Source organism: Quadrisphaera sp. RL12-1S (assembly GCF_014270065.1).
GTDB lineage: Bacteria > Actinomycetota > Actinomycetes > Actinomycetales > Quadrisphaeraceae > Quadrisphaera.
In genome coordinates, this window is sequence record NZ_JACNME010000003.1 from 87,690 (window position 1) to 114,623 (window position 26,934).

The 26,934-nt window shown below is 75.2% G+C and carries 29 protein-coding genes; 1 reads left to right on the top strand and 28 read right to left on the bottom strand.

Annotated elements, in window-relative coordinates; genetic code table 11:
- Positions 1–19: 19 nt before the first annotated feature.
- From H7K62_RS06665 to H7K62_RS06755, 19 genes are all read right to left on the bottom strand, one after another.
- Positions 20–466, bottom strand: coding sequence for a DUF2550 domain-containing protein (locus H7K62_RS06665; RefSeq protein ID WP_222437203.1), 447 nt, complete (start codon positions 464–466; stop codon positions 20–22).
- A 5-nt stretch (positions 467–471) separates the two neighbouring features.
- Entirely contained in the window at positions 472–747 is a 276-nt protein-coding gene (locus H7K62_RS06670; RefSeq protein WP_186717172.1) for a F0F1 ATP synthase subunit epsilon, read from the bottom strand.
- Entirely contained in the window at positions 744–2,207 is a 1,464-nt protein-coding gene (gene atpD / locus H7K62_RS06675) for a F0F1 ATP synthase subunit beta (protein WP_186717173.1), read from the bottom strand. Before atpD ends, H7K62_RS06670 begins: the two co-directional genes overlap by 4 nt.
- A gap of 38 nt (positions 2,208–2,245) precedes the next feature.
- Positions 2,246–3,145 (bottom strand): F0F1 ATP synthase subunit gamma, encoded by a 900-nt coding sequence (locus H7K62_RS06680; protein ID WP_186717174.1) that lies wholly within the window; start codon positions 3,143–3,145, stop codon positions 2,246–2,248.
- Positions 3,146–3,189: 44 nt separating this feature from the next.
- Positions 3,190–4,821: a F0F1 ATP synthase subunit alpha gene (gene atpA, locus H7K62_RS06685; protein ID WP_186717175.1), complete on the bottom strand. Its 1,632-nt coding sequence runs from the start codon at positions 4,819–4,821 to the stop codon at positions 3,190–3,192.
- A 66-nt stretch (positions 4,822–4,887) separates the two neighbouring features.
- Positions 4,888–5,697, bottom strand: a complete 810-nt coding sequence (locus H7K62_RS06690; RefSeq protein WP_186717176.1) for a F0F1 ATP synthase subunit delta — start codon at positions 5,695–5,697, stop codon at positions 4,888–4,890.
- Complete coding sequence (locus tag H7K62_RS06695; RefSeq protein WP_186717177.1) at positions 5,697–6,335, bottom strand: F0F1 ATP synthase subunit B; 639 nt, start codon at positions 6,333–6,335, stop codon at positions 5,697–5,699. Before H7K62_RS06695 ends, H7K62_RS06690 begins: the two co-directional genes overlap by 1 nt.
- Before the next feature lie 26 nt (positions 6,336–6,361).
- A complete protein-coding gene (locus H7K62_RS06700) occupies positions 6,362–6,574 on the bottom strand; it encodes an ATP synthase subunit c family protein (protein ID WP_186717178.1) in 213 nt (70 codons plus the stop codon).
- Between the two features lie 79 nt (positions 6,575–6,653).
- Positions 6,654–7,433: a F0F1 ATP synthase subunit A gene (gene atpB / locus H7K62_RS06705; protein WP_186717179.1), complete on the bottom strand. Its 780-nt coding sequence runs from the start codon at positions 7,431–7,433 to the stop codon at positions 6,654–6,656.
- Between the two features lie 142 nt (positions 7,434–7,575).
- Positions 7,576–8,046, bottom strand: coding sequence for a hypothetical protein (locus tag H7K62_RS06710; protein ID WP_186717180.1), 471 nt, complete (start codon positions 8,044–8,046; stop codon positions 7,576–7,578).
- An 82-nt stretch (positions 8,047–8,128) separates the two neighbouring features.
- Positions 8,129–9,355 carry an MraY family glycosyltransferase gene (locus H7K62_RS06715; RefSeq protein WP_186717181.1) on the bottom strand — a complete coding sequence of 409 codons (1,227 nt, stop codon included), beginning with the start codon at positions 9,353–9,355 and terminating at the stop codon, positions 8,129–8,131.
- The gene (locus H7K62_RS06720; RefSeq protein ID WP_186717182.1) at positions 9,352–10,014 is read right to left on the bottom strand and encodes an L-threonylcarbamoyladenylate synthase; all 663 of its coding nucleotides are present in this window, start codon (positions 10,012–10,014) and stop codon (positions 9,352–9,354) included. Before H7K62_RS06720 ends, H7K62_RS06715 begins: the two co-directional genes overlap by 4 nt.
- A complete protein-coding gene (locus tag H7K62_RS06725; protein ID WP_186717183.1) occupies positions 10,011–10,982 on the bottom strand; it encodes a N5-glutamine methyltransferase family protein in 972 nt (323 codons plus the stop codon). Before H7K62_RS06725 ends, H7K62_RS06720 begins: the two co-directional genes overlap by 4 nt.
- Before the next feature lie 4 nt (positions 10,983–10,986).
- Complete coding sequence (prfA, locus tag H7K62_RS06730; RefSeq protein ID WP_186717184.1) at positions 10,987–12,081, bottom strand: peptide chain release factor 1; 1,095 nt, start codon at positions 12,079–12,081, stop codon at positions 10,987–10,989.
- An 86-nt stretch (positions 12,082–12,167) separates the two neighbouring features.
- Positions 12,168–12,377, bottom strand: a complete 210-nt coding sequence (rpmE, locus tag H7K62_RS06735) for a 50S ribosomal protein L31 (RefSeq protein ID WP_147927300.1) — start codon at positions 12,375–12,377, stop codon at positions 12,168–12,170.
- A 177-nt stretch (positions 12,378–12,554) separates the two neighbouring features.
- On the bottom strand, positions 12,555–14,765 hold the full coding sequence (gene rho / locus H7K62_RS06740; RefSeq protein ID WP_186717185.1) for a transcription termination factor Rho: 2,211 nt from the start codon (positions 14,763–14,765) through the stop codon (positions 12,555–12,557).
- A 407-nt stretch (positions 14,766–15,172) separates the two neighbouring features.
- Complete coding sequence (gene thrB, locus H7K62_RS06745) at positions 15,173–16,123, bottom strand: homoserine kinase (RefSeq protein WP_186717186.1); 951 nt, start codon at positions 16,121–16,123, stop codon at positions 15,173–15,175.
- Positions 16,120–17,190 (bottom strand): threonine synthase, encoded by a 1,071-nt coding sequence (gene thrC / locus H7K62_RS06750; RefSeq protein ID WP_186717187.1) that lies wholly within the window; start codon positions 17,188–17,190, stop codon positions 16,120–16,122. The genes thrB and thrC overlap by 4 nt, the downstream gene beginning before the upstream one ends.
- The gene (locus H7K62_RS06755; RefSeq protein ID WP_370591649.1) at positions 17,190–18,533 is read right to left on the bottom strand and encodes a homoserine dehydrogenase; all 1,344 of its coding nucleotides are present in this window, start codon (positions 18,531–18,533) and stop codon (positions 17,190–17,192) included. Before H7K62_RS06755 ends, thrC begins: the two co-directional genes overlap by 1 nt.
- Before the next feature lie 99 nt (positions 18,534–18,632).
- Between H7K62_RS06755 and H7K62_RS06760 the strand changes: the two genes are divergently transcribed.
- Positions 18,633–19,013: an SdpI family protein gene (locus tag H7K62_RS06760; protein WP_186717189.1), complete on the top strand. Its 381-nt coding sequence runs from the start codon at positions 18,633–18,635 to the stop codon at positions 19,011–19,013.
- Between the two features lie 41 nt (positions 19,014–19,054).
- Here the strand turns inward: H7K62_RS06760 and H7K62_RS06765 are convergent, their stop codons facing one another.
- The 9 genes from H7K62_RS06765 to H7K62_RS06805 form a co-directional block, all read right to left on the bottom strand.
- Complete coding sequence (locus tag H7K62_RS06765; protein ID WP_186717190.1) at positions 19,055–19,552, bottom strand: SRPBCC family protein; 498 nt, start codon at positions 19,550–19,552, stop codon at positions 19,055–19,057.
- A 32-nt stretch (positions 19,553–19,584) separates the two neighbouring features.
- Positions 19,585–19,896, bottom strand: a complete 312-nt coding sequence (locus tag H7K62_RS06770) for a winged helix-turn-helix domain-containing protein (protein WP_186717191.1) — start codon at positions 19,894–19,896, stop codon at positions 19,585–19,587.
- Positions 19,893–20,327 (bottom strand): hypothetical protein, encoded by a 435-nt coding sequence (locus H7K62_RS06775; protein ID WP_186717192.1) that lies wholly within the window; start codon positions 20,325–20,327, stop codon positions 19,893–19,895. Before H7K62_RS06775 ends, H7K62_RS06770 begins: the two co-directional genes overlap by 4 nt.
- 241 nt (positions 20,328–20,568) lie before the next feature.
- Positions 20,569–22,500 (bottom strand): DEAD/DEAH box helicase, encoded by a 1,932-nt coding sequence (locus tag H7K62_RS06780; RefSeq protein WP_370591650.1) that lies wholly within the window; start codon positions 22,498–22,500, stop codon positions 20,569–20,571.
- A complete protein-coding gene (locus tag H7K62_RS06785) occupies positions 22,497–23,972 on the bottom strand; it encodes an MFS transporter (RefSeq protein ID WP_186717193.1) in 1,476 nt (491 codons plus the stop codon). The genes H7K62_RS06780 and H7K62_RS06785 overlap by 4 nt, the downstream gene beginning before the upstream one ends.
- Complete coding sequence (locus H7K62_RS06790; protein WP_186717194.1) at positions 23,969–24,307, bottom strand: DUF3039 domain-containing protein; 339 nt, start codon at positions 24,305–24,307, stop codon at positions 23,969–23,971. The genes H7K62_RS06785 and H7K62_RS06790 overlap by 4 nt, the downstream gene beginning before the upstream one ends.
- Before the next feature lie 34 nt (positions 24,308–24,341).
- Positions 24,342–24,890, bottom strand: a complete 549-nt coding sequence (locus H7K62_RS06795) for a YqgE/AlgH family protein (protein WP_186717509.1) — start codon at positions 24,888–24,890, stop codon at positions 24,342–24,344.
- A 50-nt stretch (positions 24,891–24,940) separates the two neighbouring features.
- Positions 24,941–25,252, bottom strand: coding sequence for a VanZ family protein (locus tag H7K62_RS06800; protein WP_222437204.1), 312 nt, complete (start codon positions 25,250–25,252; stop codon positions 24,941–24,943).
- Between the two features lie 26 nt (positions 25,253–25,278).
- Positions 25,279–26,934 carry a GGDEF domain-containing protein gene (locus H7K62_RS06805; protein WP_186717195.1) on the bottom strand — a complete coding sequence of 552 codons (1,656 nt, stop codon included), beginning with the start codon at positions 26,932–26,934 and terminating at the stop codon, positions 25,279–25,281.

The following is a 26,934-nucleotide window of genomic DNA, read 5'->3' on the forward strand; positions in this document are numbered from 1 at the left end:
GCGGCCCTGCAGCGCGGCCCTACAGCGCCGGGTGGCCGCCGGGTGACCCCGGCGGGGCCGCTTCCAGCCAGGAGGTGAAACCGGTCGCCGCGTCGGGGCTCATGCCCAGCTCCAGGCAGGCGCCGCGGTGGGTGCACCGCACCACGACGTCCCCCGGCTGCAGGGCCAGCCCCTCCTCGGCGCCCGGTGAGCGGCGCCCGACCACCTCCAGGTCGGTGCGCGCCCACGTCGAGCGCGGACCGGGGCGCAGGGACAGCACGCTCCACCACTGCACGTGGTGGCTGCCGAACCTGCCGATGCCCACGGTCCACGCCCGCCCGCGGCGGCGCACGGCGCACTCGAAGCTGCCGGGCACCTTCACCAGCGCCCGCCGGCGCAGCGCGACCGCCACGAGGAGGAGGGCGAGCAGCACCAGGGCTGACGCCGCGGCGATCGCGACGTCGAGGAGCAGGGCCTCGAGCGGCAACCCCGTCAGCTGGAGGCTCGCTCGCCCACGCGGGCGCGCTCAGCGACGACGAGCACGGTGTCGTGCTCGACGGACAGGAAGCCACCGTCCACGTGGGCGGTCACGCCGCCACTGCCGCCGACGCCGTCCACGCGGACCTCGCCCTCGGCGAGGACCGCGAGCATCGGCTCGTGACCGGTGAGGATGCCGACCTCGCCCTCGAGGGTGCGGGCCAGGACCATGGTGGCCTCGCCCGTCCACACCTCGCGCTCGGCCGAGACCACCTGCACCTGCAGGCTCACTCGCCGGTCTCCTTCTTGATCTGCGCCCACTTCTTCTCGACGTCCTCGATGCCGCCGACGTTGAAGAAGGCCTGCTCGGCGACGTGGTCGTACTCGCCGTCAGCGATCATCCGGAAGGACTCGACGGTGTCCTTGAGCGGGACGGTCGAACCCTCGACGCCGGTGAACTTCTCCGCCATGTAGGTGTTCTGGCTGAGGAACTGCTGGATGCGGCGGGCGCGGTTGACGACGACCTTGTCCTCCTCGGACAGCTCGTCGACGCCGAGGATCGCGATGATGTCCTGCAGCTCCTTGTTGCGCTGGAGGATCTGCTTGACGCGCGTCGCGGTCTGGTAGTGGTCCTGACCCAGGAAGCGCGGGTCGAGGATGCGGCTGGTGGAGCTCAGCGGGTCCACGGCCGGGTACAGGCCGCGGCTCGCGATCTCGCGCGAGAGCTCGGTCGTCGCGTCGAGGTGGGCGAACGTCGTGGCCGGGGCCGGGTCGGTGTAGTCGTCAGCCGGCACGTAGATCGCCTGCAGCGAGGTGATCGAGTGGCCGCGGGTGGAGGTGATGCGCTCCTGCAGCACGCCCATCTCGTCGGCGAGGTTCGGCTGGTAGCCCACCGCGGAGGGCATGCGGCCCAGCAGGGTCGACACCTCCGAACCGGCCTGCGTGAAGCGGAAGATGTTGTCGATGAAGAGCAGCACGTCCTGGTTCTGGACGTCGCGGAAGTACTCCGCCATCGTCAGGGCGCTCAGCGCCACGCGCAGGCGGGTGCCCGGCGGCTCGTCCATCTGGCCGAAGACCAGCGCGGTCTTGTCGAAGACACCGGCCTCTTCCATCTCCGCGATGAGGTCGTTGCCCTCGCGGGTGCGCTCCCCCACGCCGGCGAAGACCGACACACCGCCGTGGTTCTGGGCGACGCGCTGGATCATCTCCTGGATCAGCACCGTCTTGCCCACGCCGGCGCCGCCGAACAGGCCGATCTTGCCGCCCTGCACGTACGGGGTCAGCAGGTCGATGACCTTGATGCCGGTCTCGAACATCGTGGTCTTCGACTCGAGCTGGTCGAACGCCGGCGCCTTGCGGTGGATCGGCCAGCGGTCGGTGATCTCCAGCTTCTCGCCCTCGGCGAGGTTCAGCGGCACGCCGTTGACGTTGAAGACGTGACCCAGGGTGACGTCACCGACGGGCACCGAGATCGGGCTGCCGGTGTCCTTGACCTCCATGCCGCGCACGAGGCCGTCGGTTGGCTTCAGCGCGATGGCGCGCGCCTGGTTGTCACCGATGTGCTGGGCCACCTCGAGGGTCAGCGAGGTCGCCTCGCCCAGCAGCGTGTAGTCGATGGTGAGGGCGTTGTAGATGTCGGGCATCCCGTCCGCCGGGAACTCGACGTCGACGACCGGTCCGGTCACCCGGATGATGCGGCCGGTCGCCGGGGCTGCGGCGGAGTGGGGGCGCTCGGTGGCGATCGCGGTCATCTCGGTGCGGTCCTCTCAGCGGACGATCTAGGCGGTGGTCAGCGGGCCGAGGTCATGGCGTCAGCGCCGCTGACGATCTCGGAGATCTCCTGCGTGATCTCCGCCTGGCGGGCCTGGTTCGCCAGCCGGGTGAAGTCCTTGATGATGTCGTCGGCGTTGTCGCCGGCGGCCTTCATCGCGCGCTGGCGAGCGGCGTGCTCGCTGGCGGACGCCTGCAGGAGCAGGTTGTAGATGCGGGCGCTGATGTAGCGCGGCAGGAGCGCGTCGAGCACGGTCTCGGGGTCCGGCTCGAAGGAGTAGAGCGGCAGCACCTCGTTGGACGGGGGCGCCTCGACGCCCTCGACCACCTCGAGCGGCAGGAGCCGCAGCGCCTGCGGCTCCTGGGTGACCATCGACAGGAAGCGCGTCGAGACGACGTGGATCTCGTCCACGCCGCCGTCGGCACCTCCGCGCTGGAACGCGGCCACCAGGGCCTCGCCCACCTCGTCGGCCAGCTCGTACGTGGGCGACTCCGAGGAGCCGGTCCACTCCGCCTCGATGGCGCGCCGGCGGAAGCGGTAGTACGTCACGCCCTTGCGGCCGAGGACGTACAGGACCGGCTCGACGCCCCGCTCGCGCAGCGTCGCGACGAGGCGCTCCGCCTCGCGCAGCGTGTTCGAGGAGTAGGCGCCCGCCATGCCGCGGTCACTCGTCACGACGAGGACCGCGGCCCGCTTCGGGTCCTCCCGCTCGGTGAGCAGGGGGTGCTCGGCGTCGGTGTAGGTGGCCACCGCCGAGACGGCCCGCGTCAGCGCCCGGGCGTAGGGGCTGGAGGCCGCCACCGCCTGGCGCGCCTTGGCGATGCGCGACGTCGCGATGAGCTCCATCGCGCGGAAGATCTTCTGGATCGACTGGGTCGACTTGATGCGACCCCGGTACTCACGCAGCTGCCCGGCCACCGGAGCCTCCTCTCGTCGTCGTCGTCATCGTCGGTGCGGTCACGTCAGGACTTCTGCCGGACGATCTGCTCGTTCTGGACGTCGTCCAGCGCGTCCTCGCCAGCGGCACTGGAGTCGGCTCCACCGCCCTGCTCGGAGGTGCGGAAGCCGGCGTTGAAGTCGTCGACGGCCTTGGTGAGGGCCGCCACGGTGTCGTCGCCCAGCTGCCCGGTCTCGCGGATGGTCGACAGCGCGATGTCGTTGCGGCGCAGGTGCTCGAGCAGCTCGGTCTCCCAGCGGCGGACGTCCTCGACCGGGATCTTGTCCATCTTGCCGTTGGTGCCGGCCCAGACGGAGACGACCTGCTCCTCCACCGGGAACGGGGAGTACTGGGGCTGCTTGAGCAGCTCCGTGAGGCGCTCGCCGCGGGCCAGCTGGTTGCGGCTGGCGGCGTCGAGGTCGGAGGCGAACAGCGCGAACGCCTGCAGCGACCGGTACTGCGCCAGCTCCAGCTTCAGGGTGCCCGAGACCTTCTTCATGGCCTTGATCTGGGCGTCGCCGCCCACGCGGGACACCGAGATGCCGACGTCCACCGCGGGGCGCTGGTTGGCGTTGAAGAGGTCGGACTGCAGGAAGATCTGCCCGTCCGTGATGGAGATGACGTTGGTCGGGATGTACGCCGAGACGTCGTTGGCCTTGGTCTCGATGAGCGGCAGGCCGGTCATCGAGCCAGCGCCCAGCTCGTCGGAGAGCTTCGCGCAGCGCTCGAGCAGCCGGGAGTGCAGGTAGAACACGTCACCGGGGTACGCCTCGCGGCCCGGCGGGCGGCGCAGCAGCAGCGACACGGCGCGGTAGGCCTCGGCCTGCTTGGACAGGTCGTCGAAGATGATCAGGACGTGCTTGCCGCCGTACATCCAGTGCTGGCCGATGGCCGAGCCGGTGTAGGGGGCCAGGTACTTGAAGCCGGCCGGGTCGGAGGCCGGGGACGCCACGATGGTCGTGTACTCCATCGCGCCGGCGTCCTCGAGGGCGCCGCGCACGGAGGCGATCGTGGAGCCCTTCTGCCCGATGCCCACGTAGATGCAGCGGACCTGCTTCTTGGGGTCGCCGGACTCCCAGTTGGCCTTCTGGTTGATGATCGTGTCGAGCGCGATCGCCGTCTTGCCGGTCTGGCGGTCACCGATGATGAGCTCGCGCTGGCCGCGGCCGATCGGGATCATCGCGTCGATGGCCTTGATGCCGGTCTGCAGCGGCTCGTGCACCGACTTGCGCTGCACCACCGACGGGGCCTGGAGCTCCAGGGCGCGGGTGGTCTCGGCCTTGATCTCGCCGAGGCCGTCGATCGGGTTGCCGAGCGGGTCGACGACGCGGCCGAGGAAGGCGTCGCCCACGGGGGCGGACAGCACCTCGCCGGTGCGGTGCACGGGCTGGCCGGCCTCGATGCCGGCGAACTCGCCGAGCACGATGGCGCCGATCTCACGCTCCTCGAGGTTCAGCGCGAGGCCGAGGGTGCCGTCCTCGAAGCGGAGCAGCTCGTTGGCCATGGCGCCCGGGAGGCCCTCGATGCGGGCGATGCCGTCGCCGGCCTCGCTGACCGTGCCGATCTCCTCGCGGGAACTGCCGCTGGGCGAGAAGGAGGAGACGAAGTCCTCCAGCGCACCGCGGATCTCCTCAGGCCGGATGGTGAGCTCCGCCATCGTCTGTCCCTGCTCCCTGTTCGTGGGTGGTTCGTCAGTGTGTCTAGTGTCCCCGCCGCGGCGGGGTCAGCCGACCACGCGGCGGCGGGCTGCGGCCAGGCGGCTGGCGGTGCTGGCGTCGAGGACCTCGCCGCCGACCTGCACGCGCAGGCCACCGAGCACCTCGGGGTCGACGTCCACCTGGACCTGGACCCGCTTGCCGTAGACGCGCGCGAGGCCGGCCGCCAGGCGGTCGGTCTGCACGGCGGTGAGGGGCACCGCGGCGGTGACGACCGCGAGCAGGCGCGCGCGCCGGGCGGCGGCGGCCTCGAGGAGGTCGTCCAGGGCGCCGGAGACCCGGCGCCCGCGCGGTGCGGTGACCACCTGGCGCACGAGCGCGACCGTGGTGGGGTCGGCGCGACGGGCCAGCAGGTCGTCGACCAGCGCCCCTCGCTGCGCCGGGGTGGCGCGGCCGTCGTCGAGGGCGGAGGTGAGGGCGCGGTCGCCGTCCACCAGCCGCGAGAAGCGGAACAGCTCGTCCTCGACCGTGTCGAGCACGCCGTCGGACTCGGCGCCGGCCAGCATGGCCTGCGTGCCGAGCGCCTCCAGGGCGTCGCCCAGGTCGCGCTGCTCGGACCAGCGGGCCCGCACCACGCCGGACACCACGTCGAGCGTGGGGCCGGACACCTGGGTGGCGAGCAGGCGCTGGGCCAGGGCGGCGCGGTCTGCCTCGGCGCGGCTGCTGTCGGTCAGCGCCCGGCGCAGCCCGACCGAGGAGTCGAGCAGACCGGCCACCGCGTACAGCTCCTGGCCGAGGGCGGAGGCCCCGCCCCGCGCCAGGAGCGGCTCGAGCCGCTCCTGGGCGGCGGCGAGGGAGTCTCGCGAGGCTCCGCGCATCAGCGGGCCGTGCCCCGCGGCGCGGCGTGGGAGCCCGTGGCCCCCCCGGCGCTCGGGGCAGCCGGCTCCGCGGAGGTGGCGCTGGCGCGCACCTCCTCGGGCGAGGACTGCTCGAGCTCGGTGAGGAAGCGCTCCACGATGCGCGACTGGCGCGCGGAGTCGGTGAGGGACTCGCCCACGATGCGACCGGCGAGCTCGGTGGCCAGGCCACCCAGCTCGGTGCGCAGCGACGTGACCGCCGCCTGGCGCTCGGCCTCGACCTGGCGGCTCGCCGACTCCGTGATGCGCTCCGCCTCGGCGGCGGCGCGCTCACGCATCTCGACGATGATCTTGGCGCCCTCGGCGCGCGCCTCCTCGCGGATGCGCGCCGCCTCGGCACGGGCGTCGGCGAGCTGGGCGCGGTACTCCTCCAGCGCCGCAGCCGCCTCGGCCTGGGCCTTCTCAGCCTTCTCCATGCCGCCCTGGATGGCCGCCTGGCGCTGGGCCAGCATGGTCTCCAGGCGAGGAACGACCAGCTTGTAGGCGACGACCAGGAGGATGACGAAGCAGATCGTGCCGACCAGCAGCTCACCCGGGTGCGGGAGCACGGGGTAGGCAGTGGCCCAGAAGCCCTCTTCAGCCGCGAGGACCGGTGTCATCTCCTGTTCCCCTCAGTCGTGGTGGGTCAGAGTCCGCCGAAGACGAACGCGAGCGCGATGCCGAAGATGGCGAACTGCTCACAGAGCACGAAGCCGAGGATGGCGATCGTCTGGAGCATGCCGCGCGCCTCCGGCTGGCGTGCGACGCCGCTGACGTAGGCGGCGAAGATCAGGCCGACGCCGACGCCCGGCCCGATGGCGGACAGGCCGTAGCCGACGATCCCGAGGCTGCCAGTCATAGATCCGTTCCTCTCGATTCCCGCCGCGATCGTGCGACCGAGCGGTCGTGGTGGGTGGTGGGGAGTCCTGTGGTGTCTCTCAGTGGTCGTCTGCGTAGGCCTCGGCGATGTACAGCGAGGTCAGCAGGACGAAGACGTAGGCCTGCAGGAACGAGATGAGGATCTCGAAGGCCGTCAGGAAGAAGTAGATGGCGAAGGTCGGGATGGAGACGACCTTCAAGAACGCGCCGCCGTGGATCAGCATGTACTCCCCGCCGAGGGCGAAGAGCAGCAGCAGCATGTGGCCCGCGAACATGTTGCCGAACAGTCGCAGCGCCAGCGTCAGCGGACGGATCAGCAGGAAGGTGAGCAGCTCCAGCACGAAGACCACGGGGACCGCCGCGACCGGGAGGCCCGCGGGGACGAGGTGGCGCAGCGTGCCACCGACGCCGTTGCGCTTCAGCTGGGCACCGATGTAGACCGCCCACACGGCGACGGCCAGCACGATCGGGAAGCCGATGCGGGCGAAGGTCGGGTACTGCACGACGGGCGTGATGCCCATCAGGTTGTTCACCAGCACCAGGGTGAAGATCGACATCAGCAGACCGAGGTACGGGCGCACGTGGGCCGCACCGATGACGTCTCGACCGACGGAGTTGCGCACGAGGCCGTAGACGCCCTCGAGGGCCCACTGGCCACGGCTCGGGACGAGCGCGAGGCGACGTGTGGCGGCGACGAGCACCAGGCAGATCACCACGGTCGTCAGGATCATGACGACCATCGGCCGGGTCAGCGCGAACGCGCCGTCACCGACGAGCGGCTGCCAGAAGTCGGCGGGACTCGGGGGCACGAAGCCCGCTGAAGTCGGCACACCGATCATCCGTGGGCATCCTCTCGGTCGAAGTGCGGCCGGGTGGGTGCGATCTCGAGCGGGCTACGTCGTCCGCATCCCTGAGCACCACCTGCGTGAGCGGGACCACCGTATCGGACCGCGGAGGTGCTCCTGACCGCGCGGGTGCCCGTCACCGGGGGGACGGGCGGTCCGCGGCACCGCCGTCGGCAGCGGCGCCGTCCGCCTGCCCCTCCTGCTGGTCGAACAGGAGGGTGCGCACGCGCGTGAAGGCCCAGATCTGACCCACCGTCCAGGCGAGCGAGACCGCGCACGCCGACACGGCGAAGGCGATCGGCGACAGCCAGGTCGCATCGCGGAAGAGGATGAGGAAGAGCCCCAGCAGGAGCACCACCGTCATGTAGCCGACCATGGCGATGCCCAGCACGATGACCGGCTCGAGGTGGCGCACCTTCTGCAGCACGAGCGTGCTGGACGCGAACGTCACCCCCACCAGCAGGGCGGCGGTGACGGCGCCGGCGGCGCCGAGGCCGCCGTCGACCACCGCGAACACCACCACCGCGACCACGGCGACGACGGCGGCGGGCAGCGAGCCGCCCAGGAGCATGGCGCGGTAGGGGTCCTGCGGGCGCGAGGCCTGCACGGTCGTCTCCAGACGTCAAGGGGGCGGGGCGCACCCGATCCTAGACGCGCGGGAGAGCACCCCTGCCGTCCGCGCAGGGCCCTCAGGCGCTGCGCTGCTGGTCGGCCGGGGGCTGCGGACGTGACGCACGCCTCACCCGTTCGGCGGCACCGCCCCGCTCCGCACCGCCCGGCCCGCTCCGCTGCCGGAGCAGCACCGGACCGTGCGTGCGAGCGCGGCGCCGCGCCGGGCCGAGGGTCACCAGCACGGCGAGGAGCAGGGCTGCTCCCCACCCCAGCAAGGCCACCTTGAGCGGGACGAAGGCCAACGAGATGGCCCCGAACGACACCACCGCCGTCCACAGCCACAGCACCAGCACCGCGCGCCCGTGGGTGTGCCCGAGGGACAGGAGGCGGTGGTGCAGGTGGAGCTTGTCCGCGGCGAAGGGCGACTGGCCCGCCAGCACGCGGCGCACCACGGCCCACACGAGGTCGGTCAGCGGCAGCAGCAGCACGGCGACGGGCAGCAGCACCGGCAGGAACACCGGGGCCACCTGGGCCCCGCTGATCTGGTTGAGGTTGGCCGGGTCCACCTGGCCGGTCACCGACACCGCGGAGGCGGCGAGCAGCAGGCCGATGAGCATCGAGCCGGAGTCGCCCATGAAGATCCGGGCGGGGTGGGCGTTGTGCGGCAGGAAGCCCAGGCAGACGCCCACGAGCACCGCCACCGTCAGCGAGCCGAGGTTGGCGTAGTTGTCGCTGGTCACCGTGCGGGTGAACAGGTAGGAGTAGACGAAGAAGGCGGCCCCGCCGATGCCCACCACGCCGGCCGCCAGGCCGTCCAGGCCGTCCACGAAGTTGACGGCGTTGATGCCCACCACCACGGCCAGCACCGTGACCACGAGGAAGAGCCCCGCCGACCCCACGAGCAGACCGCCGCCCCAGGGGAGGCTGTACAGCTGCACGCCCTGCCACGCCATGAGGCCCGCGGCCAGCACCTGCCCGGCCAGCTTGGTGAGCGGGTCCAGGCCCCAGACGTCGTCGGCCACGCCCAAGAGGCTGACGATCGCTGCCCCGGCGAGCACCGCCCACGGCGCCCGGTTGTCGGAGAACAGGTCCCCCAGGAAGGGCATCTGGCTGGCCGCCACGAAGGCGACCAGCACCCCCGCGAGCATCGCCAGACCCCCCAGGCGCGGGGTCGGCACGGAGTGGACGTCCCGGTCGCGCACCGCCGTCATGGCCCCGGCCTTCTCGGCGATGCGCCGGGCGAGCGGGGTGGCCAGGTAGGTGGTGCCCGCCGCGAGCAGCAGCAGGAGGACGTAGGCCCTCACCCTGGAGGCTCGTCCTCGTCGTCCACCGGGACCACCATGCGCAGCGCCGCGGTGGGGACGGCCCCGCGGCGCAGCACCCGCAGGCGCCCCCCGGTCGCGTCGACGATGGTGGACGGCGGAGCGTCGGTGCGCGCGGGCTGGCCGTCGTCGAGGTAGGCGGCCACCGCGTCCCCCAGCTGCGCCTCGGCCTCGGCGGCCGTGGTCGCGGCGGGCTGCCCGGTCCGGTTGGCGCTGCTCACGGCCAGCGGCCCGGTGGAGCGCAGCAGCTCCCGGGCGAGGTCGTGGTCGGGCACCCGGACGGCCACCGTGCCGCCGGTGTCCCCGAGGTCCCAGCGCAGCGACGGCTGGGCGCGGCACACGAGCGTCAGGCCCCCGGGCCAGAAGGCCTCGGCCAGCGCCCGCGCCTCCGGCGGGACGCCGGTGGCCAGGCCGTCCAGGACGGCGACGTCGGAGACGAGCACGGGCGGCGGCATCGACCGGCCGCGCCCCTTGGCCGCCAGCAGGCGCGAGACGGCCTCGGCGTCGAAGGCGTCGGCGGCGATGCCGTGCACGGTGTCGGTCGGCAGCACCACCAGCTCGCCGCGGGCGAGGGCGTCGCGTGCGTGGCGCAGGCCCGCCTCGCGGGCGGAGGGCTCGGTGCAGTCGTAGCGGCTGCTCACGCGGGCCAGTGTGTCACCGGAGCCTGGACGAGGCGGGCGCTCGTGGCACGGGGCCTGCCGCCGGCGTCGTCGTGGGTGGTCGCGCCCTCCCAGGACGGCGGCGCGAGCAGGGCGCGCAGCGCCCCGCCCTGCACCTCCGCGTGCTCGACGACGACGAAGCCCCCCGGCCCCAGCAGCGCCGCGGCGCGCGCCACCACCCCGCGCGGCACGAGCAGGCCGTCGTCGCCGCCGCCCCACAGCGCGAGGGCCGGGTCGTGGTCGCGAACCTCGGGCTCGCGCGGCACGGCACCCGGTGGCACGTACGGCGGGTTGGACGCCACCACGTCCACCTGCCCGTCCAGCTCGGCGAGGACCTCCGCGGACGTCGCGTCACCCAGCACCAGCCGCACCCGCTCCCCCGCACCGGCGCCCGGCCCGCCGCCGGAGCGGTGGGCGTCGAGGTTGCGCTGCGCCCACGCGTGCGCCGCGGGGTCCAGCTCCACGGCGACGACGACGGCGGACGGCACCTCCGAGGCCACGGCGAGGGCCACGGCCCCCGAGCCGGTGCACAGGTCCACCACGAGCGGCGCCCGCCCGCTGCGCACCACCTGCCGGGCCGCCTCAACGGCGAGGCCCGCGGTGGTCTCGGTCTCCGGGCGCGGCACGAAGACGCCGGGCCCGACGAGCAGCTCCAGCCCGCGGAAGGGCGCCGAGCCCAGGAGGTGCTGCAGCGGCTCACGGGCCTCGCGACGGGCCACCAGCGCGGCGAGCGCGGACGCCTGGGCGGCGGTGAGGGCGGTGCCGCGCAGCGCAGCGGCGCGCAGCTCCCCCGGCCCCAGGCCCAGCACGCCCGCGGCCAGCAGGTCCGCGTCGACGGCGGGAGAGGGGACGCCCGCGGCGCCCAGGCGGGTCCTCGCGGCGCGCAGCACCGCGCCGAGGTCGCCGCCGCGGCGGGCGTCGTCGTCGTCCTGGGTGTCCGCGGGGGGCACGGCGTCAGGCACCGGCGTCGGCGAGGCGGGCGGCGAGGTCGGCGTCGACGCAGGACTGGACCACCGGGTCGAGGTCACCGGCCAGCACCTGGTCGAGGTTGTAGGCCTTGTAGCCGGTGCGGTGGTCGCTGATGCGGTTCTCGGGGTAGTTGTACGTGCGGATCCGCTCGGACCTGTCCACGGTGCGCACCTGCGAGCGCCGGGCCGCGGACGCCGACGCCTCCGCGGCCTCCAGCTGCGCGGCCCGCAGGCGCGCCCGCAGGATGCGCAAGGCCTGCTCGCGGTTCTGCAGCTGGCTCTTCTCGTTCTGGCAGCTCACCACCGTGCCCGTGGGCAGGTGGGTGATGCGCACGGCGGAGTCGGTGGTGTTGACGCTCTGGCCGCCCGGCCCGGAGGACCTGAAGACGTCGATGCGCAGGTCGTTCGGGGAGATGACCAGGGCGGCCTCATCCGCTGCGTCGTCGTTCTCGGGGACCACCAGGACGCCGACGGCGGAGGTGTGGATGCGGCCCTGCGACTCGGTGACGGGCACCCGCTGCACGCGGTGCACCCCGCCCTCGAACTTCAGGCGGGCCCAGGGGCCGTCCGGCCCGTCGTCGCCGCCGCGGCGCTTCACGGCCACGGACACGTCCTTGTAGCCGCCCAGGTCGGAGTCCGTTGAGGAGAGCACCTCGGTGCGCCAGCCGGTGCGCTCCGCCCAGCGCAGGTACATGCGCAGCACGTCCCCCGCGAACAGGGCCGACTCCTCGCCGCCCTCCCCCGCCTTGACCTCGAGGATGACGTCGGAGCCGTCCTCGGGGTCGCGCGGGGCGAGCACCTCGCGCAGGCGCTCGGCGGTGGCGCGCTCGGTCTCCTCCAGGGCCGGCAGCTCCACGGCGAAGGCGGCGTCCTCGGCGGCCAGCTGGCGCCCGGCGGCCAGGTCGGCCACCGCCGCCTCGCGGGCCGCCGCCGCTGCCGCCACGCGGCCCAGCTCGGCGTACCGCCGCCCCAGGGCGCGGGCCCGGGAGGCGTCGGCGTGCACCGCGGGGTCGGCGAGCTGGCGCTCGACGTCGGCGTGCTCGGCCAGCAGCGCGGAGAGGCGGTCGACGGGGGTGTTCACTCAGGTCTCCAGGGCGTGCGGGCGGCGGTCAGACGACGAACGCCGGCCCACCCCGCGGGGTGGGCCGGCGTCCGAGGGAGCCGGTGTCAGCTCTTCTTCGCGTAGCGCTGGTTGAAGCGCGCGATGCGGCCGCCGGTGTCGAGGATCTTCTGCTTGCCCGTGTAGAACGGGTGGCAGGCGCTGCACACGTCGGCGCGGATCTCCGTGCCGGGCGCGGAGCTGCGGGTGGTGAACGTGTTCCCGCAGGTGCACGTCACGGTGGTCTCGTGGTAGTCCGGGTGGATCTCGCTCTTCACAGCATCTCCTCGAGTGTCGGTGGCCGCCGGGTCGTGCTGCTCCCTCGGAGCGGAGCGCACGTGAGCCGGAGCCGGCGAGCAGTCTGCCAGCAGGACTGGCTCTCCTCCTAACGCAGCGGACCCCCCGGGACTTCCCGCGGGGTCCGCTGCGCCGGTGCGGAGGTCGTCAGGCGGCGGTCAGTCCTTGGCCGGCGTCCGGGCGGCGCCGGTCGTCGGGGTCTGGGCCTTCACCTGCATGAGGAACTCCGTGTTGCTCTTGGTGTCGCGCATCTTGCTCAGCAGCAGCTCCAGGGACTGCTGGCTGTCGAGCGCGGTGAGCACGCGGCGGAGCTTCCACATGACGGCCAGCTCCTCGCGCCCCAGGAGGATCTCCTCGCGGCGCGTGCCGGACGGGTTCACGTCGACGGCGGGGAACACCCGCTTGTCGGCGAGGCGCCGGTCGAGCCGCAGCTCCATGTTCCCGGTGCCCTTGAACTCCTCGAAGATGACCTCGTCGGCCTTCGAGCCGGTCTCCACCAGCGCCGAGGCGATGATGGTCAGCGAGCCGCCGTTCTCGATGTTGCGCGCCGCGCCGAAGAACTTCTTCGGGTGGTACAGCGCGGCCGCGTCGACACCGCCGGACAGGATGCGCCCGCTCGCCGGGGCGGCGAGGTTGTAGGCGCGGCCCAGGCGGGTCAGCGAGTCGAGCAGGACGACGACGTCGTGCCCCAGCTCCACCAGGCGCTTGGCGCGCTCGATCGCGAGCTCGGCGGCGGCGGTGTGGTCGGAGGCGGGCCGGTCGAAGGTCGAGGCGATGACCTCGCCCTTCACCGTCCGCTGCATGTCCGTGACCTCCTCGGGGCGCTCGTCGACGAGCACGACCATGAGGTGGACCTCGGGGTTGTTGATGCTGATCGCGTTGGCGATGGCCTGCATCATCAGCGTCTTGCCGGCCTTGGGCGGCGAGACGATGAGACCGCGCTGCCCCTTGCCGATCGGCGCGACCAGGTCGACGATGCGCGTCGCCGTGATGCCGGGCTCGGTCTCCAGGCGCAGGCGCTCGTTGGGGTACAGCGGGGTGAGCTTGCTGAACTCCGGGCGGCGGCGCGCCTCGTCGGGAGCCATGCCGTTGACGGTGTCGAGGCGGACGAGCGCGTTGAACTTCTGCGCTCCGCGCCCGCTGACCTGCTGCTGCTGGTCGCCGTCACGGGGGGCCTTGACGACGCCGGTGACGGCGTCGCCCGGGCGCAGCCCGGACTTCTTGACCTGCCCGAGCGGCACGTACACGTCGTTCGGGCCGGCGAGGTAGCCGGACGTGCGGATGAACGCGTAGTTGTCGAGGACGTCGAGGATGCCGGCGACCGGCACGAGGACGTCGTCCGGGGAGACCTCCACGGGGGCCTCGACCTCCGCACCCGCCTCGGTGCGCCCGCGGCGCCCCTTGCGGTCGCGGTCGCGGTAGCGCCCGCGACGGCCGCGGCGACCGCGCAGGTCGTCGTCGTCCTCGTCCTCGCCGGGCGCACCCAGGTCGGTGCGCTGCTGCGCCGGCGCGGACGTGCGCTGCACGGACGCGGCGCGGTCGTCGGTGCGGACCTGCTCGCCCCGCTCGCGCCGGGCGCGGTCGTTGCGCTCGCTGCGCTCGGCGAGGGCGCGGTCCAGGTCGAGCCGCACCTCCTCGGCGCGGTCGCGGGCGTCGCGCTGGGAGGTGCGCTCCGGCCGCTCAGCGCGGTCGGTGTGCTCGATGCGGTCGGCCCGCTCGACGCGCTCGGTGCGGTCGGTGCGGTCGGCCCGCTCGACGCGGTCAGTGCGGTCGGCCCGCTCGACGCGGTCAGTGCGGTCGGCCCGCTCGACCCGGGAGGTGCGCTCCGGCTGCTCGGCGCGGTCGGTCCGCTCGGCGCGGGCCTCGGCCAGCTCAGCCAGGTCCGGCAGGAGCACCTGGGCGTCCTTCGCCGGCTGCTCGGTGCGGGTGACCTGCTCGGAGCGCTCGCGCGGGGCGCGGGTGCGGCGCGCGGGGCGCTCCGGCGCTGCGGCGGGCTCGGAGGCGTCGGCCGCGGGGGCCTGCGCCGCGGTCGCGGCGGGAGCAGCGTCCTCGGCGGTGGGGACGGCGGCCTCGGCGGGCGCCTGCTCCGGGGAGCGGCGCTGGCGACGGACGCCGGTGGAGCGCGCGGGAGCGGTCCCGGACTCGCCCTGGCTGGTGGGCTGGCCGTTCGCCTGGCCGTTCGCCTGGGCGGTCTTGATGACGTCGAGCAGCTCGCTCTTGCGCATCCGGGCCGTTCCGGAGACGCCCAGCTGCACCGCCAGCGCCTGCAGCTCCGGCAGGCGGAGACCGGTGAGCCCGGCGCGGCGCGCGCCGGAGTCGGTCGCCGCGCCGGACTGCGCCGGTGCGGCGATCTCGGTGGTGTCGGTCACGAAGGTCCTTCCCCCTCGTCAGCGCCTCGGTGGACACCGGAGGCGGGTCACCGGGAGTCTCGAGCGAGGCCGGTGCTGAGTGACGCCGTGCGGGACCTCGCCCTCAGACCTCGCGCAGCGCGCGGATCAGGAGAGCGGAGAGGGCCCGTGGATCTCCACGGCAGGTGTGTCGACCCGTGGGGCCAGCAGAAGGCGGCGACATCGGCGCCGCGGCGCAGACCAGCAGGGCTGCCTCCACAGTAGCACCCGGTCGCAGCAGCCACCCCCGCGCTCGGAAGGGCTGCACCGACGGCGTGCAGATGTCGCCCGGACGGCCGCGCGGCCCTCCGGTGGTCCCGCCCTCCCATCGGCGCGCCGGCGGCGGTGATGAGGACTTCCCGGCGGGGGCTGTCCGCAGGTCGGGTCCGTCAGCCCGCGAGGACGTCGACCACGGCGCCCTCCCGGGCGACGCCGGGCTCCAGCGCGAGCCACCCGGCGCGCTGCTCCACCAGGGCGCGGGCGTCCGCCGCCGCGGCGGCACCGGGGCACAGGACCAGCACCGAGGGGCCGGCGCCGGAGACGACGGCGGCGTGGCCGGCCCTGCGCAGGTCCGCCAGGAGCGAGGCGCTGGCGGGCATGGCCGCGGCGCGCTGCTCCTGGTGCAGGCGGTCCTCGGTGGCGGCGAGCAGCAGCTCCGGCCGCCGCGTCACCGCCTCGACCAGCAGCGCCGCGCGCCCGGCCGTGTGGGCGGCGTCCGCGTGGGCCACGTGCAGCGGCAGCATCGCCCGCGCCCGGGCGGTGGACAGCTCGACGCCGGGCACGCAGAGCACCGGGACGAGGTCCGCGCGGGGGTCCACGCGCACGGCGCGCCAGGGCCCGTGAGCGCCCTCGCGCCAGCCCAGCGTGAAGCCGCCCAGCAGCGAGGCCGCCGCGTTGTCGGGATGGCCCTCGAGGCCGCAGACCAGGTCGAGCAGCGCGTCGGCGGGGAGCGGCTCCTCCAGGAGGGCGGAGCCCGCCGCGGCCCCGGCCACCACCGCGGCGGCCGACGAACCGACACCGCGCCCGTGCGGCACGCCGTTGCGGCTGGTGACGCCCAGGCGCGGCTGCTCCGACGCCGGCACTCCGGCGGCGTGCAGCGCCGCCCTCACCGAGCGCACCAGGAGGTTGCCCTCACCGCCGCGGATGGAGTCCGCGCCCTCACCGGAGACCGCCACCTCGGCGGTGGGCTCCCCCGCCCCGCCGGGTGGGAGCACCTCGACGACCACCTCGTCGCGCAGGCCCAGCGCGAGCCCGAGGGCGTCGAAACCGGGCCCCAGGTTGGCGCTCGACCCGGGGACGACGACGCGCACGCGCCGTCCGGGGACCGTGCGGGCGCTCACACGAGGCCGAGGGCCGAGGCGGCGGAGGCCGCGTCGACCCCCACGCGCACCGGGCGGACCTCGCTGCCGTCGGGCTCGCGCAGGGCCCACTGCGGGTCCTTGAGGCCGTGGCCGGTCACCGTGACCACCACGCGCAGGCCGGAGTCCACCAGGCCGGCGGCGTGGCGCTTGAGCAGGCCCGCGACCCCGGCGGCGGAGGCCGGCTCCACGAAGACGCCGTCGCGGGTGGAGAGCAGCCGGTGCGCCGCGAGGATCTCCTCGTCGGTGACGGCCTCGACCACGCCGCCGGACTCCTCGCGAGCCGCCACGGCCTGCTCCCAGGACGCGGGGTTGCCGATGCGGATGGCAGTGGCGATGGTGTCCGGCGCGTCGACGGGGTGCCCGTGGACGATCGGGGCGGCTCCGGCGGCCTGGAAGCCCCACATGCGCGGGCGGCGCGTGGCGGGCCCGTCAGCGGCGTACTCGCTGTAGCCGCGCCAGTAGGCGGTGATGTTGCCGGCGTTGCCCACCGGGAGGCAGTGCACGTCGGGGGCGTCCCCCAGGGCGTCCACCACCTCGAAGGCGCCCGTCTTCTGGCCCTCGATGCGCGCGGGGTTGACGGAGTTGACCAGCTCGACCGGGTAGGACTCGGCCAGCTCGCGGGCGAGCCGGAGGCAGTCGTCGAAGTTGCCGTCCACCTGCAGCAGCGTGGCGCCGTGCGCCACCGCCTGGCTGAGCTTGCCCATGGCGATCCGGCCGTCGGGGACGAGCACGCCGCAGGACAGGCCGGCAGCCGTGGCGTAGGCCGCCGCGGACGCCGAGGTGTTGCCCGTGGAGGCGCAGATGACGGCGCGGGCGCCGTCCGCGGCGGCGCGCGTCATCGCCACCGTCATGCCCCGGTCCTTGAAGGAGCCGGTGGGGTTGCAGCCCTCCACCTTGAGGCGGACGTCGCACCCGGTCAGCTCGGACAGGTGGCGGGCCCGCACGAGCGGCGTGCCGCCCTCGCCCAGCGTCACCGCGGGCGCCCCCGCCACCACCGGCAGGCGCTCCCGGTACTCGTCGACCACCCCGCGCCACTGGTGCGCCATCAGCTGTCCCCTTCCACACGCAGCACCGAGGCCACCGAGGCCACGGCGTCGAGCTCCGACAGGTCCGCCACGCACCCGGCCAGGGCGGCGTCGGCGGCGGTGTGCGTCACGACCACGAGCGAGGCGGCCCCGCCCTCACCGGCCACCGCCCCCGCGGCGGGGCGCTGGCGCACGGTCTCGATGGAGACGCCGTGCGCGGCGAAGACCTGCGCCACCGCGGCGAGCACGCCGGGGCGGTCCGCCACCACGAGGCGCACCTGGTACCGGGTCCGGACGGCGTCCGTGGGGAGCACCGGGAGGCCGGCGTGGCCCAGCACGCGCGGTCCCTGGCTGCCGTCCTGGCGGTGGCGCGCCAGCGTGACGAGGTCTCCCAGGACGGCGCTCGCCGTGGGCCGCCCGCCGGCGCCCTGGCCGTAGAACATGAGGTCCCCGGCTCCGGCGGCCTCGACGAACACGGCGTTGTAGGCGCCGCGGACGCTGGCCAGGGGGTGCTCCCGGCTCAGCAGGACCGGGTGCACCCGGGCCTGCACGCCCTCGACCGCGGCGCCGTCGTCGTCGACGCCGGTGGTGCGCTCGGCCACGGCGAGCAGCTTCACCACGGCTCCCGCCTCGCGGGCGGCCGCGACGTCCTCGGCGGAGACCGAGCGGATGCCCTCGCGGTGCACGTCGTCGATGGTCACGGGGGTGTGGAAGGCGAGGGTGGCCAGGATGGCGGCCTTCGCGGCGGCGTCCCACCCGTCGACGTCGGCGGTGGGGTCGGCCTCGGCGAAGCCCAGCTCCTGGGCGCGCGCCACGGCGTCGTCGAACGACTGGCCGTGGGTGTCCATCTGGTCCAGCACGTAGTTGGTGGTGCCGTTGACGATGCCGAGCACCCGCTCGACGCGGTCACCGGCCAGGGACTCCCGCAGCGGCCTGATGATCGGGATGGCGCCCGCCACGGCCGCCTCGAAGTACAGGTCCACGCCAGCCGCGTCGGCGGCGGCGTGCAGCTCGCGCCCGTGCGCCGCCAGCAGCGCCTTGTTGCCGGTCACCGCGCTGGCGCCGTGCTCGAAGGCCCGCAGCAGCAGGCTGCGCGCCGGCTCGATCCCGCCGACCAGCTCGACGACGACGTCGGCCCGGGCCACGAGCGCCTCGGCGTCGGTGGTGAGCAGGGACCTGTCGAGCACCCCGTCGAGGCCCTCGCGCGGCGCGTCCGCGTCGCGCACGGCGATCCCGACCAGCTCGATGGCCACCCCGGCGCGCGCCGACAGCTCGGCAACGCCCTCCGAGCCCGGCGCCAGCGCCGCCGCCACCTGGCTGCCCACCGAGCCGCAGCCCAGCAGCGCCACCCGCACCCGCTCCACACCCGCTCCTCGCCCACGCACCGGTCACGGGTCGTGCCCGCGGCGGGCCAGTCTCCCAGACCGGCGCAGCCGCCGTGCGCCCCGCGTACCCTTCCGCGGGTGGACGACTCGGTGCCGGTGTGGACGGCGGTGCTGGTGGGCGCCGTCCTGCTGGCCGCCGGGGGCCTCGTGCCCTACGTGGTGGCACGGGCCGCGGACGGCCGCCTGCGCCGCAACCGGTGGGTGGGTGTGCGCACGCCGGGCACCCTCGCCGGAGACGCCGGGTGGCGCACCGGCCACGCCGCGGCGCGTCCCTTCGCCACCGCCGCGGGGGCGCTGATGGCCCTCGCCGGCCTGGGGGCCCTGCTGGTGGGCGCCACGACGGGCTCGCCCGGGGTCTTCGCCGCCGTGGTGGTGGGGGGCGCCGTGCTCGGCGCGGTCGTGCTGGTCGCCGGCGCGGTGCGCGCGGACGCGGCCGCCCGCAGCTCGCTCCAGCGCTGACCCCGGGCAGTGTCCCCGGGCGCCGTCCTCAGGCGCCGTCCTCAGAGGCCCAGGCGGCGGCCGATCTCGGCGTTGCGGTCTGCCAGCAGCCCGACGAGCGTCCGGCGCACGAGCAGCGCGTCGGCGAGGCGGCCGAGCGGACCCAGCGGGCTGGTCCACGTCATGCGGTCCGTCGACCGCGTGCGGGCGGACCCGTCGGGACCGGGCGGGAGCGGGTCGAAGAGGTGCTCGTGCCGGAAGGCCGAGAACGCGCCGGAGACCATCGCGTCCACGAAGCGCGCTCCCCCGCCGGGCAGCGCCTCGTGCACCTCGAGGATCTGCGTCGTGTGCCGCAGCGGCACCACGCCGTACAGCCGCAGCGACCAGCGCACCCGCTCCCCGGCGCCGATCCGGCCGCTGGTGCGGCTGCCGGGGCCCGCGGGCACCGGGTGCACCCGGTGGCGGCGGCCGGCGGCGCGCTCGACGTCGAGGTCGAGCGAGACCGCCAGCACGGTGGCGACGTCCCCGGGGAGGTCGGTACGGGCCTCGATCGTCGGCACCCGACCACTGTGGGCGCTGGGCCCGCGGGCTGCTAGCCGAGCCCGTGGCCGAGCAGTGCCCGGAGGGCGTCGAGGTGGGACCGCAGCGCCGCCCGACCGTCGTCCGTCAGCGCCAGCCACGTGCGGGGGCGGCGCCCGACCCGCCCCTTGGTCACCTCCACGTAGCCGGCGGCCTCCAGGGCCGCGACCTGCTTGGACAGCACCGAGTCGGAGACCTCCACGGTGTCGCGGACCTCGCCGAACTCCGCGCGGTCGACGCCCGAGAGCGCCGAGACCACCGACAGGCGCACCGGGGAGTGGATGACGTCGTCGAGCTGGTGGCGGGGGTGGGAGGTGCTGGTCACCGGCGCGACCACCGCAGGGCCAGGACGGCGCAGGCGGCCAGCGGCACGGCGGTGACCACGGCGGCGGGCAGCCAGTACGAGGGGCCGGCGCCCAGCGACTCGCCGGTCACCAGCACCACGCCGTAGACGACGGCCCAGGACCCCCAGGCCAGGGCGTGCAGCCTCCCCTCGGAGCGCAGGCGCACGGGACGGCGCGCGGCCCAGGAGACGCAGACGGAGATCAGCACCACCCACGCGGCCATCGCCAGGGACACCCCGACGGGCCCGGGGACGAGCCCGATGACGCTCACCACGACGACGCTTCCGACGGCGAAGGTGGCGAAGTAGGTGGCCAGCCACCGCCCGCGGGCGGCGAGGCCTCGTCGGGCGGTGTCGGCGCCCGCGAGGGCGGCACGGGCCTGGTCGGCGGTGAGGTGGGCGTGCTCGCTCATGCCACGAGTGTGGCAACTACTTTCCACCATGGCAAGTACTTTCCGATTGCAGACCTGCACTCGGAAGCGCGAGTGCGGGATCCGGGGTGCGCGAAGGCGCACTCGGGTGCGCGAGTGCGGGATCCGGGGTGCGCGAAGGCGCACTCGGGTGCGCGAGTGCGGGATCCGGGGTGCGCGAAGGCGCACTCGGGTGCGCGAGTGCGGGATCGGGGGCACGCGAAGGCGAGGGGGCGGGCGGGGGTCAGAGCTGGGCGAGCAGGAAGTCGCGGCGCTTCTCCAGCACCTCCACGGACGCCGAGGCCGAGGCCGGCCCCGGCACGGCCTTGCGCAGCGCCACGTGCACCCGCGCGTGGGGCTCACCGGAGCGCGACGCCACCCGCGCCACCAGCTGGTTCACCTCGCGGCGCAGCTCTGCGGCCGCGCGCCAGCCGGCCTGGCCCTCGTCGGGCTCGAAGCGCCCCGCCGTCGAGTCGGGGCCGCCGGCGGCGCCCGCGCCCCGGCCGCCCCCGCCGTCGTCGCCGCCGAGACCACCGAAGAGGTCGTCCTGGACGGCGGCAGCGGCCGCGGCGCGGCGGTGCTCCTCGTCGCGCTGGGAGAGCAGGTGCGCGGTCTGCTCGGGGGTGAGCATCCCCGCGAGCAGGCCGAGGTGCTCGCCGTCCTCCTCCGACAGCTCGGCCGGCGCCGAGCCCGCCAGCACGGCACGGCCCCCGTGGAGGACGTGCGCGAACTGGGCGTCGGCGTCGAGGGCGCGCCACTCGCGGGTCTCCCCCGCCGCGCGCTCGCGCGGCGGCAGCGGGTCGAGGTCCTCGCTGGCCTCCGCGGGCGGCGGGATGACGTGGTTGCGCTCCTCCTCCATGGAGGCGGCCAGCGTGAGCAGCGGGCGCACGGCGGGCAGGAACACGGTGGCCGCCTCGTGGGGTCCGCGGCTGCGGACCACGCGCCCCACGGCCTGCGCGAAGAAGAGCGGGGTGCGGTAGCTCGTCATCCAGGCCAGCACGGCCGCGCGCGGCACGTCGACGCCCTCGGACACCATGCGCACGCAGACCGCGATCCGCGTGGTGCCCGTGCCGAACTTCTCGATCTTCTTCGACGCCGTCGGGTCGTCGGACAGGATCAGCTCGGGCTTGGTGCCGGTGACCTTCTTGACGATGGCGGCGTAGGCGCGGGCGTCGTCCTGGTCGGAGGCCAGCACGAGCCCGGCCGCGTCGGGCATCCCGTGGGCGCGCAGGTGCGTGATGCGCTCGTCGACGGCGGCGATGACGTGCGGCACCCACTGGCCCTTGGGGTCGAGCACGGTCTTCCAGGCGGTCGCCTCGACGCTCTTGGTGCTCGGCTCGCTCAGCGACGCGGCGATGACCTCGCCCGCGCTGTTGCGCCAGCGCGCGGTGCCCGTGTACGCCGCGAACACCACGGGACGCACCACGCCGTCGCGCAGGGCCTCGCGGTAGCCGTACGTGTAGTCCGCTGCGGACCGCAGCTCGCCGGGCTCCCCGTCGGGCACCTCCGAGTACCGCACGAAGGGGATCCGCTCGCCGGGCTTGGTGCGGAACGGCGTCCCCGTGAGGCACAGGCGGCGGGCGGCCCGGTCGAAGGCCTCCTCGGCGGCCTCGCCCCAGCTGAGGCCGTCCCCGGCGTGGTGGACCTCGTCGAGGATGACCAGGGTCTTGGCAGCCGTGCACCGGGCGGCGTGCAGCGCCGGCTTGCCCGCCACCTGCGCGTACGTGGTGACGTAGCCCTTCGTCCCCGCGCGCACCGGGCCCACGGCGTTGGTGAGCGTCGGGTCGAGCACGATGCCCGCGGCGTCGGCGGCCTCCGCCCACTGCGTGCGCAGGTGGTCGGTGGGGGCGACGACGACGACGCGGGCGACCTCCCGGCGCGCGAGCAGCCGCGAGGCCAGCGTCAGGGCGAAGGTCGTCTTGCCGGCCCCGGGGGTCGCCGTGACGAGGTAGTCGGTCGGCTTCTCGGCCTCGTAGCGCCCCAGCGCCTGCGCCTGCCAGGCGCGCAGCGGGCGGCCGCCGTGCGACTCCACCGGGCCGACCACGGCGCCGGGGTCACCGGGCTGCTCGTCACGGGGCTGCTCGTCGGCGGCCTGCGCGAAGAGGTCGTCGGAGGCCTCCGCGGGCAGGTGTGCGGAGGCGCTTCTGCGGGCTCGCTGGAGCGGGGAGGAACTCACGGCCCGGCCACGCTAGCCGCTCGCCCGCCCGCTCCGGGCTGGTTCGGCCAGCCCCCGGCGGGCCTCACGCGCAGCGCCACCGCCGCGGCCACCAGCCCGACCAGCGACAGCCCGCCGAAGACCAGGGCGAACGTCACCCCGCCGTCGGCGCTGGGCGCCGCGGAGGCCCCCGCGGCGGCGCCGGACAGGTCGGCGTGGAGGTCGGGCGCGGCGCCCAGGCGTGCGGCGAAGACCGCCCCGGCCACCCCGATGCCCACCACGGCGCCGAGGGCGTCGGACAGCTGGAGCGCGGCGCTGTGGCGCCCTCGCAGGTCCGGCGGGCTCATGGACAGCGTCAGCACGCTGGTGCTGGACAGCGTCAGGCCCATCCCGAGGCCGCCGACGGCCCAGACGCCGAGCACCGCCAGGCCGGGCAGCACGTGCAGCGACGGCAGCACGAGCAGCCCCACGGCGCAGGCCACGAGCAGCCCGCCGACCGCCATGAGGCGGGACCTGTCCATCCGCAGCCCCTGCCGCCCCTGCAGCGCCGAACCGAGGGTCCAGCCCATCGCCGCCCCCGTGAGCGCCAGCCCCGCCAGGGTGACCGGCAGCCCGCGCTCGAGCACCAGCATGAGCGGCACGTACGACTCGGCGCCGAAGAACCCCGCGGTCATGAGGCCGCGGACGGCGATGACGCTCGGCAACCCGCGCCGGGCGCGCAGTGTGCCCTCCGGCAGCAGCGCCGGAAGGGCCAGCAGGACAGCGGCCAGGCCCACCAGCACCGTGACCACCGGGAGCAGGCGCAGCGGCACCAGCTCGGCGGCACCCGCCTGCGCCAGACCCGCGCCGGCCGCCACCCCCAGGCCCCGCAGCGCGCGCGAGCGCTGGCTGAGCAGACCCTCGCGCTCCGGGGCGCCGGCCTCCGGCGCCGGGGCGCCCAGGTGCCACAACCGGGGCAGCAGCACGGCACCGACCACCACGGCCAGCGGTGCCACGAGCAGGAACACCGCCCGCCAGCTCCACGCAGTGGCCAGCCAGCCCGCAGCCAGCGGGCCGATGACGGCGGGCAGCACCCACGCCGAGCTGATCCACGCGAAGACGCGGGGCCGCACCGCCTCGTCGAAGACGGCCCCGACCACGGCGTACAGGGAGACGACGAGCAGGCCGCCGCCCAGCCCGGAGACCGCGCGGCCGACGAGCAGCACGGTGAACGTCGGGGCGGTCCCGCAGACCACCAGACCGCCGGCGAAGGCCAGCAGCCCCGCCACCACGGGCGTGCGCGGACCGCGGGCGTCCGCCCAGCCGCCGGCCAGCACCGTGCCCAGCAGGCTGGCGGTGAGGAAGAGGGAGAAGGCCAGGCCGTAGCGCCTCAGGCCGCCCAGCTCGTCGGCCACGACGGGCATGGCCGTGCTGACCGCCATCGCCTCGAAGGCGACCAGCGTGACCAGCGCGACGATGCCGGCGAGCGCGACCCGCAGCTCGCCGCGGATCACTCCCCCGCGCCGGAGCCCTTGCCGGAGCCCCCGCCGGAGCCGCCCTCGCGGGCGCGCATGCCCTCGATGACCTCCTTGCACATCGGGCACACGGGGAACTTGTTCGGGTCCCGCCCGGGGACCCAGACCTTCCCGCACAGGGCGATCACGGGCTCACCGGTGAGCGCGGACTCCAGCACCTTCTCCTTGCGGACGTAGTGCGCGTACCGCTCGTGGTCACCCGGCTCGACGGGCTGCTCGACGAGCTCCCGGTCGAGCAGAGCGGTGCCCGAGGAGGAGGTCCGCGGGTCCGCCGTCGCGGGGCTGGCGCTGGGGTCGGACAGCGGCTCGCTCATGGACCACAGCGTACGTCGTGGCACCGACGGGCCGTCAGTTCAGCGAGGGGTCCGACGGGTAGGACGCCACCCAGGCCAGCCGGCCGCCCTGGCGGCGCAGCACCGCGGCCCACAGGTCCTGCGGCGCGGCGGTGAACGCGTCCCCGGCCTCGCCGTCGACCACGTACCAGGAGCCCTCGGCCACCTCGTCCTCGAGCTGGCCGGCGCTCCAGCCGGCGTACCCCGCGAAGATCCGCAGGCCGGCGACACCCGGGGCCACCACCTCGGGCGGCGCGTCGAGGTCCACCACGCCCACCGAGCCCACGATGCGCCGCACGCCCAGCGGCTCGGCGTCGTCCCCGGGCGCCCGGACCAGCCCCAGCGCGGAGTCGAGCCCCACCGGGCCGCCGCGGAACAGCTGGCCCGGTGCGGTGGTGTACGGCTGCCAGTCCGGCAGCACCGCGTCGACCGCCGTCGTCGTCGGGCGGTTCACCACCACCCCGAAGGCCCCGCCGTCGGCGGTGTGGTCGAGCAGGAGCACCACGCTGCGGCGGAACTCCTCCCCGGTCAGGGAGGGCGTGGCCACGAGGAGCCGTCCGGTCATCGACCACCCGTCGACCCCGGCCCCGGCCCGCTCCTCCCCCTTCCCGAGCGTCACGCGACCAGTCTGCCCCGCCGGGCCGGCAGCAGCAGCCCCACGAGCACGCCGGCGGCGTCCGCGAGGGCGTCCAGGGGGTCGCCGCTGCGGTGCGGCAGCACCCAGTGCTGCAGCAGCTCCGAGACCACCGCGTGGGCCAGGAGGACGACGACGAGCAGACGCACCCGGACGCCCGCCCGCCGCCCGGTCCAGGCCACGAGCGCGAAGACGGCCAGGTGGACCACCTTGTCAAGCACCGGGCCCACCAGCGGGACCTGGTCGGTGGACGGCGCGCGCGGCGCGTAGAGCACCACCAGCTGCGCCAGCACCGCCGCAGCCAAGAGCAGCCGCGCCCTCACCGGCCGGAGCGCTCTCCGGAGCGAGCGCGCTGCGCGCGGCGGCGGCGCTTGTCCTGGTACATGGCGGCGTCGGCGGCGGCCACCGCCTCGGCGACCGTCCGCCCCGCCTCCGCCCGGGCGGCACCCACCGACACCCGCAGCGGCAGGCCGTCGGCGGTGCGGGCCGCCTCCACGCCCGCGCGCAGGCGCGCCACCAGCGCGTCGACGTCGCCGACGCGCGGCACCAGCACCGCGAACTCGTCCCCGCCGACGCGCGCCACCACGTCGGAGCTGTCGCGCAGGCAGGCCCGCAGCGCAGCACCGCAGGTGCGCAGCAGCTCGTCACCGGCGGCGTGCCCGTGCTCGTCGTTGACGCGCTTGAGGTCGTCCAGGTCGAGCAGCGCCACCGCCACCGGCACGCCGGCGTCCACCAGTCCCTGCGCGGCCGCGAGCTCGGAGTCCCACCGGTGGCGGCTGCCGACGTCGGTGAGGGCGTCGCGGCCCAGCTGCAGCCGCGTGTCGGACAGCTGCTGCTCCACCTTCTGGCGCGCGAGCACCACCGCCATCACGGTGCCGGCGGTGTGCACCAGCTGGGTGGCGATGCGGCGGCGCAGCGGGCTGAACGGCTGGGCCCCCGGGCCGGCGCGCACGGCCAGGACGCCACCGGACGGGCCGCCGGGGTGGTCAGCGCCGCCCAGCGGAAGCACCAGCGCCGCCACCGCGCCGTCCTGGGGACGCAGCGGAGCACCCGCTGAGCTCCCGGGTGACGGTGCGGCACCGCCCACGGCGGCCCGGGCCGCCGCCAGCACGGCCGCGTCGTCGGCGCGCTCGAACGCGCTCCCGGCGTCCGGTCCCGGGGAGCCCGTCACCACGGTCACACCACCGGCGGCGAAGCTGGAGCTGCGGACCACGGCGGCCGGACCGCCGTCCAGCCACACCGCGGCGAGCCGGCAGCCGAGGGCGTCGAGCAGCACGTGGGCGACGCGCTGGACGGCCTCGGCGGGCGAGCCGCGCAGCGCACCGGTGAGCTCCTGCACGGCGTGCAGCGCGCGCAGCTCGTCGACCACGGGTCCCTCGAGTGAGCCGGTGCCCTCCCGGCCCGACCCGTCCGCGTGCGGCGGGACCGGCCCCCCGAGCGCCGTGGCCAGCCGCCGGGCGACGTCGCGGACCTCGGCGTCGGGGGCTGCGAGGAGGCGGTCGCTGCGGGTGCGTGCGCCGAGCACCACCAGCGCGTCGTCACCGCAGGCCACCACGGCCGCGGTGGCCGCGCGGTAGCCGGCGACCACCGGGGCCGGGTCCACGGACAGCACCCGCACCACGGCTCCGCTGCGCAGCGCCCGGGCCACGAGGTGGTCGGCGTCGAGGTCGACAGGGGCCGGGACCTGGCCGGCGGCCACGGCGCCGGCGCCGTGGCCGGCCGCGTGCTGCCACCCACCGTCGGGTCCCGGTCGCAGGACCAGCGCGTCGTCGGCGCCGAGCGAGCCCGTCAGGTCAGCGGCGGAGGCGGCGGGGTGGCTGTTCCCGTGCACGCCGACCTCCACGCGTCCCTCAGCGGCGCACTCGGCGCCGCGCTCGACCGGGGCGGGGGTCCCCGCCTCCCGGTCCGGGAGTATCTCGCAGGTCGGGGGCACCGCGCGGCCGCCGGGCACTCCCCAGGCACGCAGAGCAACCAT

Coding starts and splice junctions, on each gene's coding strand:
- atpD (WP_186717173.1), bottom strand. CDS start 2,207: ATGACCGCGATCGCCACCGAGCGCCCCCACTCCGCCGCAGCCCCGGCG.
- atpA (WP_186717175.1), bottom strand. CDS start 4,821: ATGGCGGAGCTCACCATCCGGCCTGAGGAGATCCGCGGTGCGCTGGAG.
- H7K62_RS06690 (WP_186717176.1), bottom strand. CDS start 5,697: ATGCGCGGAGCCTCGCGAGACTCCCTCGCCGCCGCCCAGGAGCGGCTC.
- H7K62_RS06695 (WP_186717177.1), bottom strand. CDS start 6,335: ATGACACCGGTCCTCGCGGCTGAAGAGGGCTTCTGGGCCACTGCCTAC.
- H7K62_RS06700 (WP_186717178.1), bottom strand. CDS start 6,574: ATGACTGGCAGCCTCGGGATCGTCGGCTACGGCCTGTCCGCCATCGGG.
- atpB (WP_186717179.1), bottom strand. CDS start 7,433: ATGATCGGTGTGCCGACTTCAGCGGGCTTCGTGCCCCCGAGTCCCGCC.
- thrC (WP_186717187.1), bottom strand. CDS start 17,190: ATGGCGCACCAGTGGCGCGGGGTGGTCGACGAGTACCGGGAGCGCCTG.
- H7K62_RS06775 (WP_186717192.1), bottom strand. CDS start 20,327: ATGAGCGAGCACGCCCACCTCACCGCCGACCAGGCCCGTGCCGCCCTC.
- H7K62_RS06790 (WP_186717194.1), bottom strand. CDS start 24,307: ATGAGCGAGCCGCTGTCCGACCCCAGCGCCAGCCCCGCGACGGCGGAC.
- H7K62_RS06795 (WP_186717509.1), bottom strand. CDS start 24,890: ATGACCGGACGGCTCCTCGTGGCCACGCCCTCCCTGACCGGGGAGGAG.
- H7K62_RS06805 (WP_186717195.1), bottom strand. CDS start 26,934: ATGGTTGCTCTGCGTGCCTGGGGAGTGCCCGGCGGCCGCGCGGTGCCC.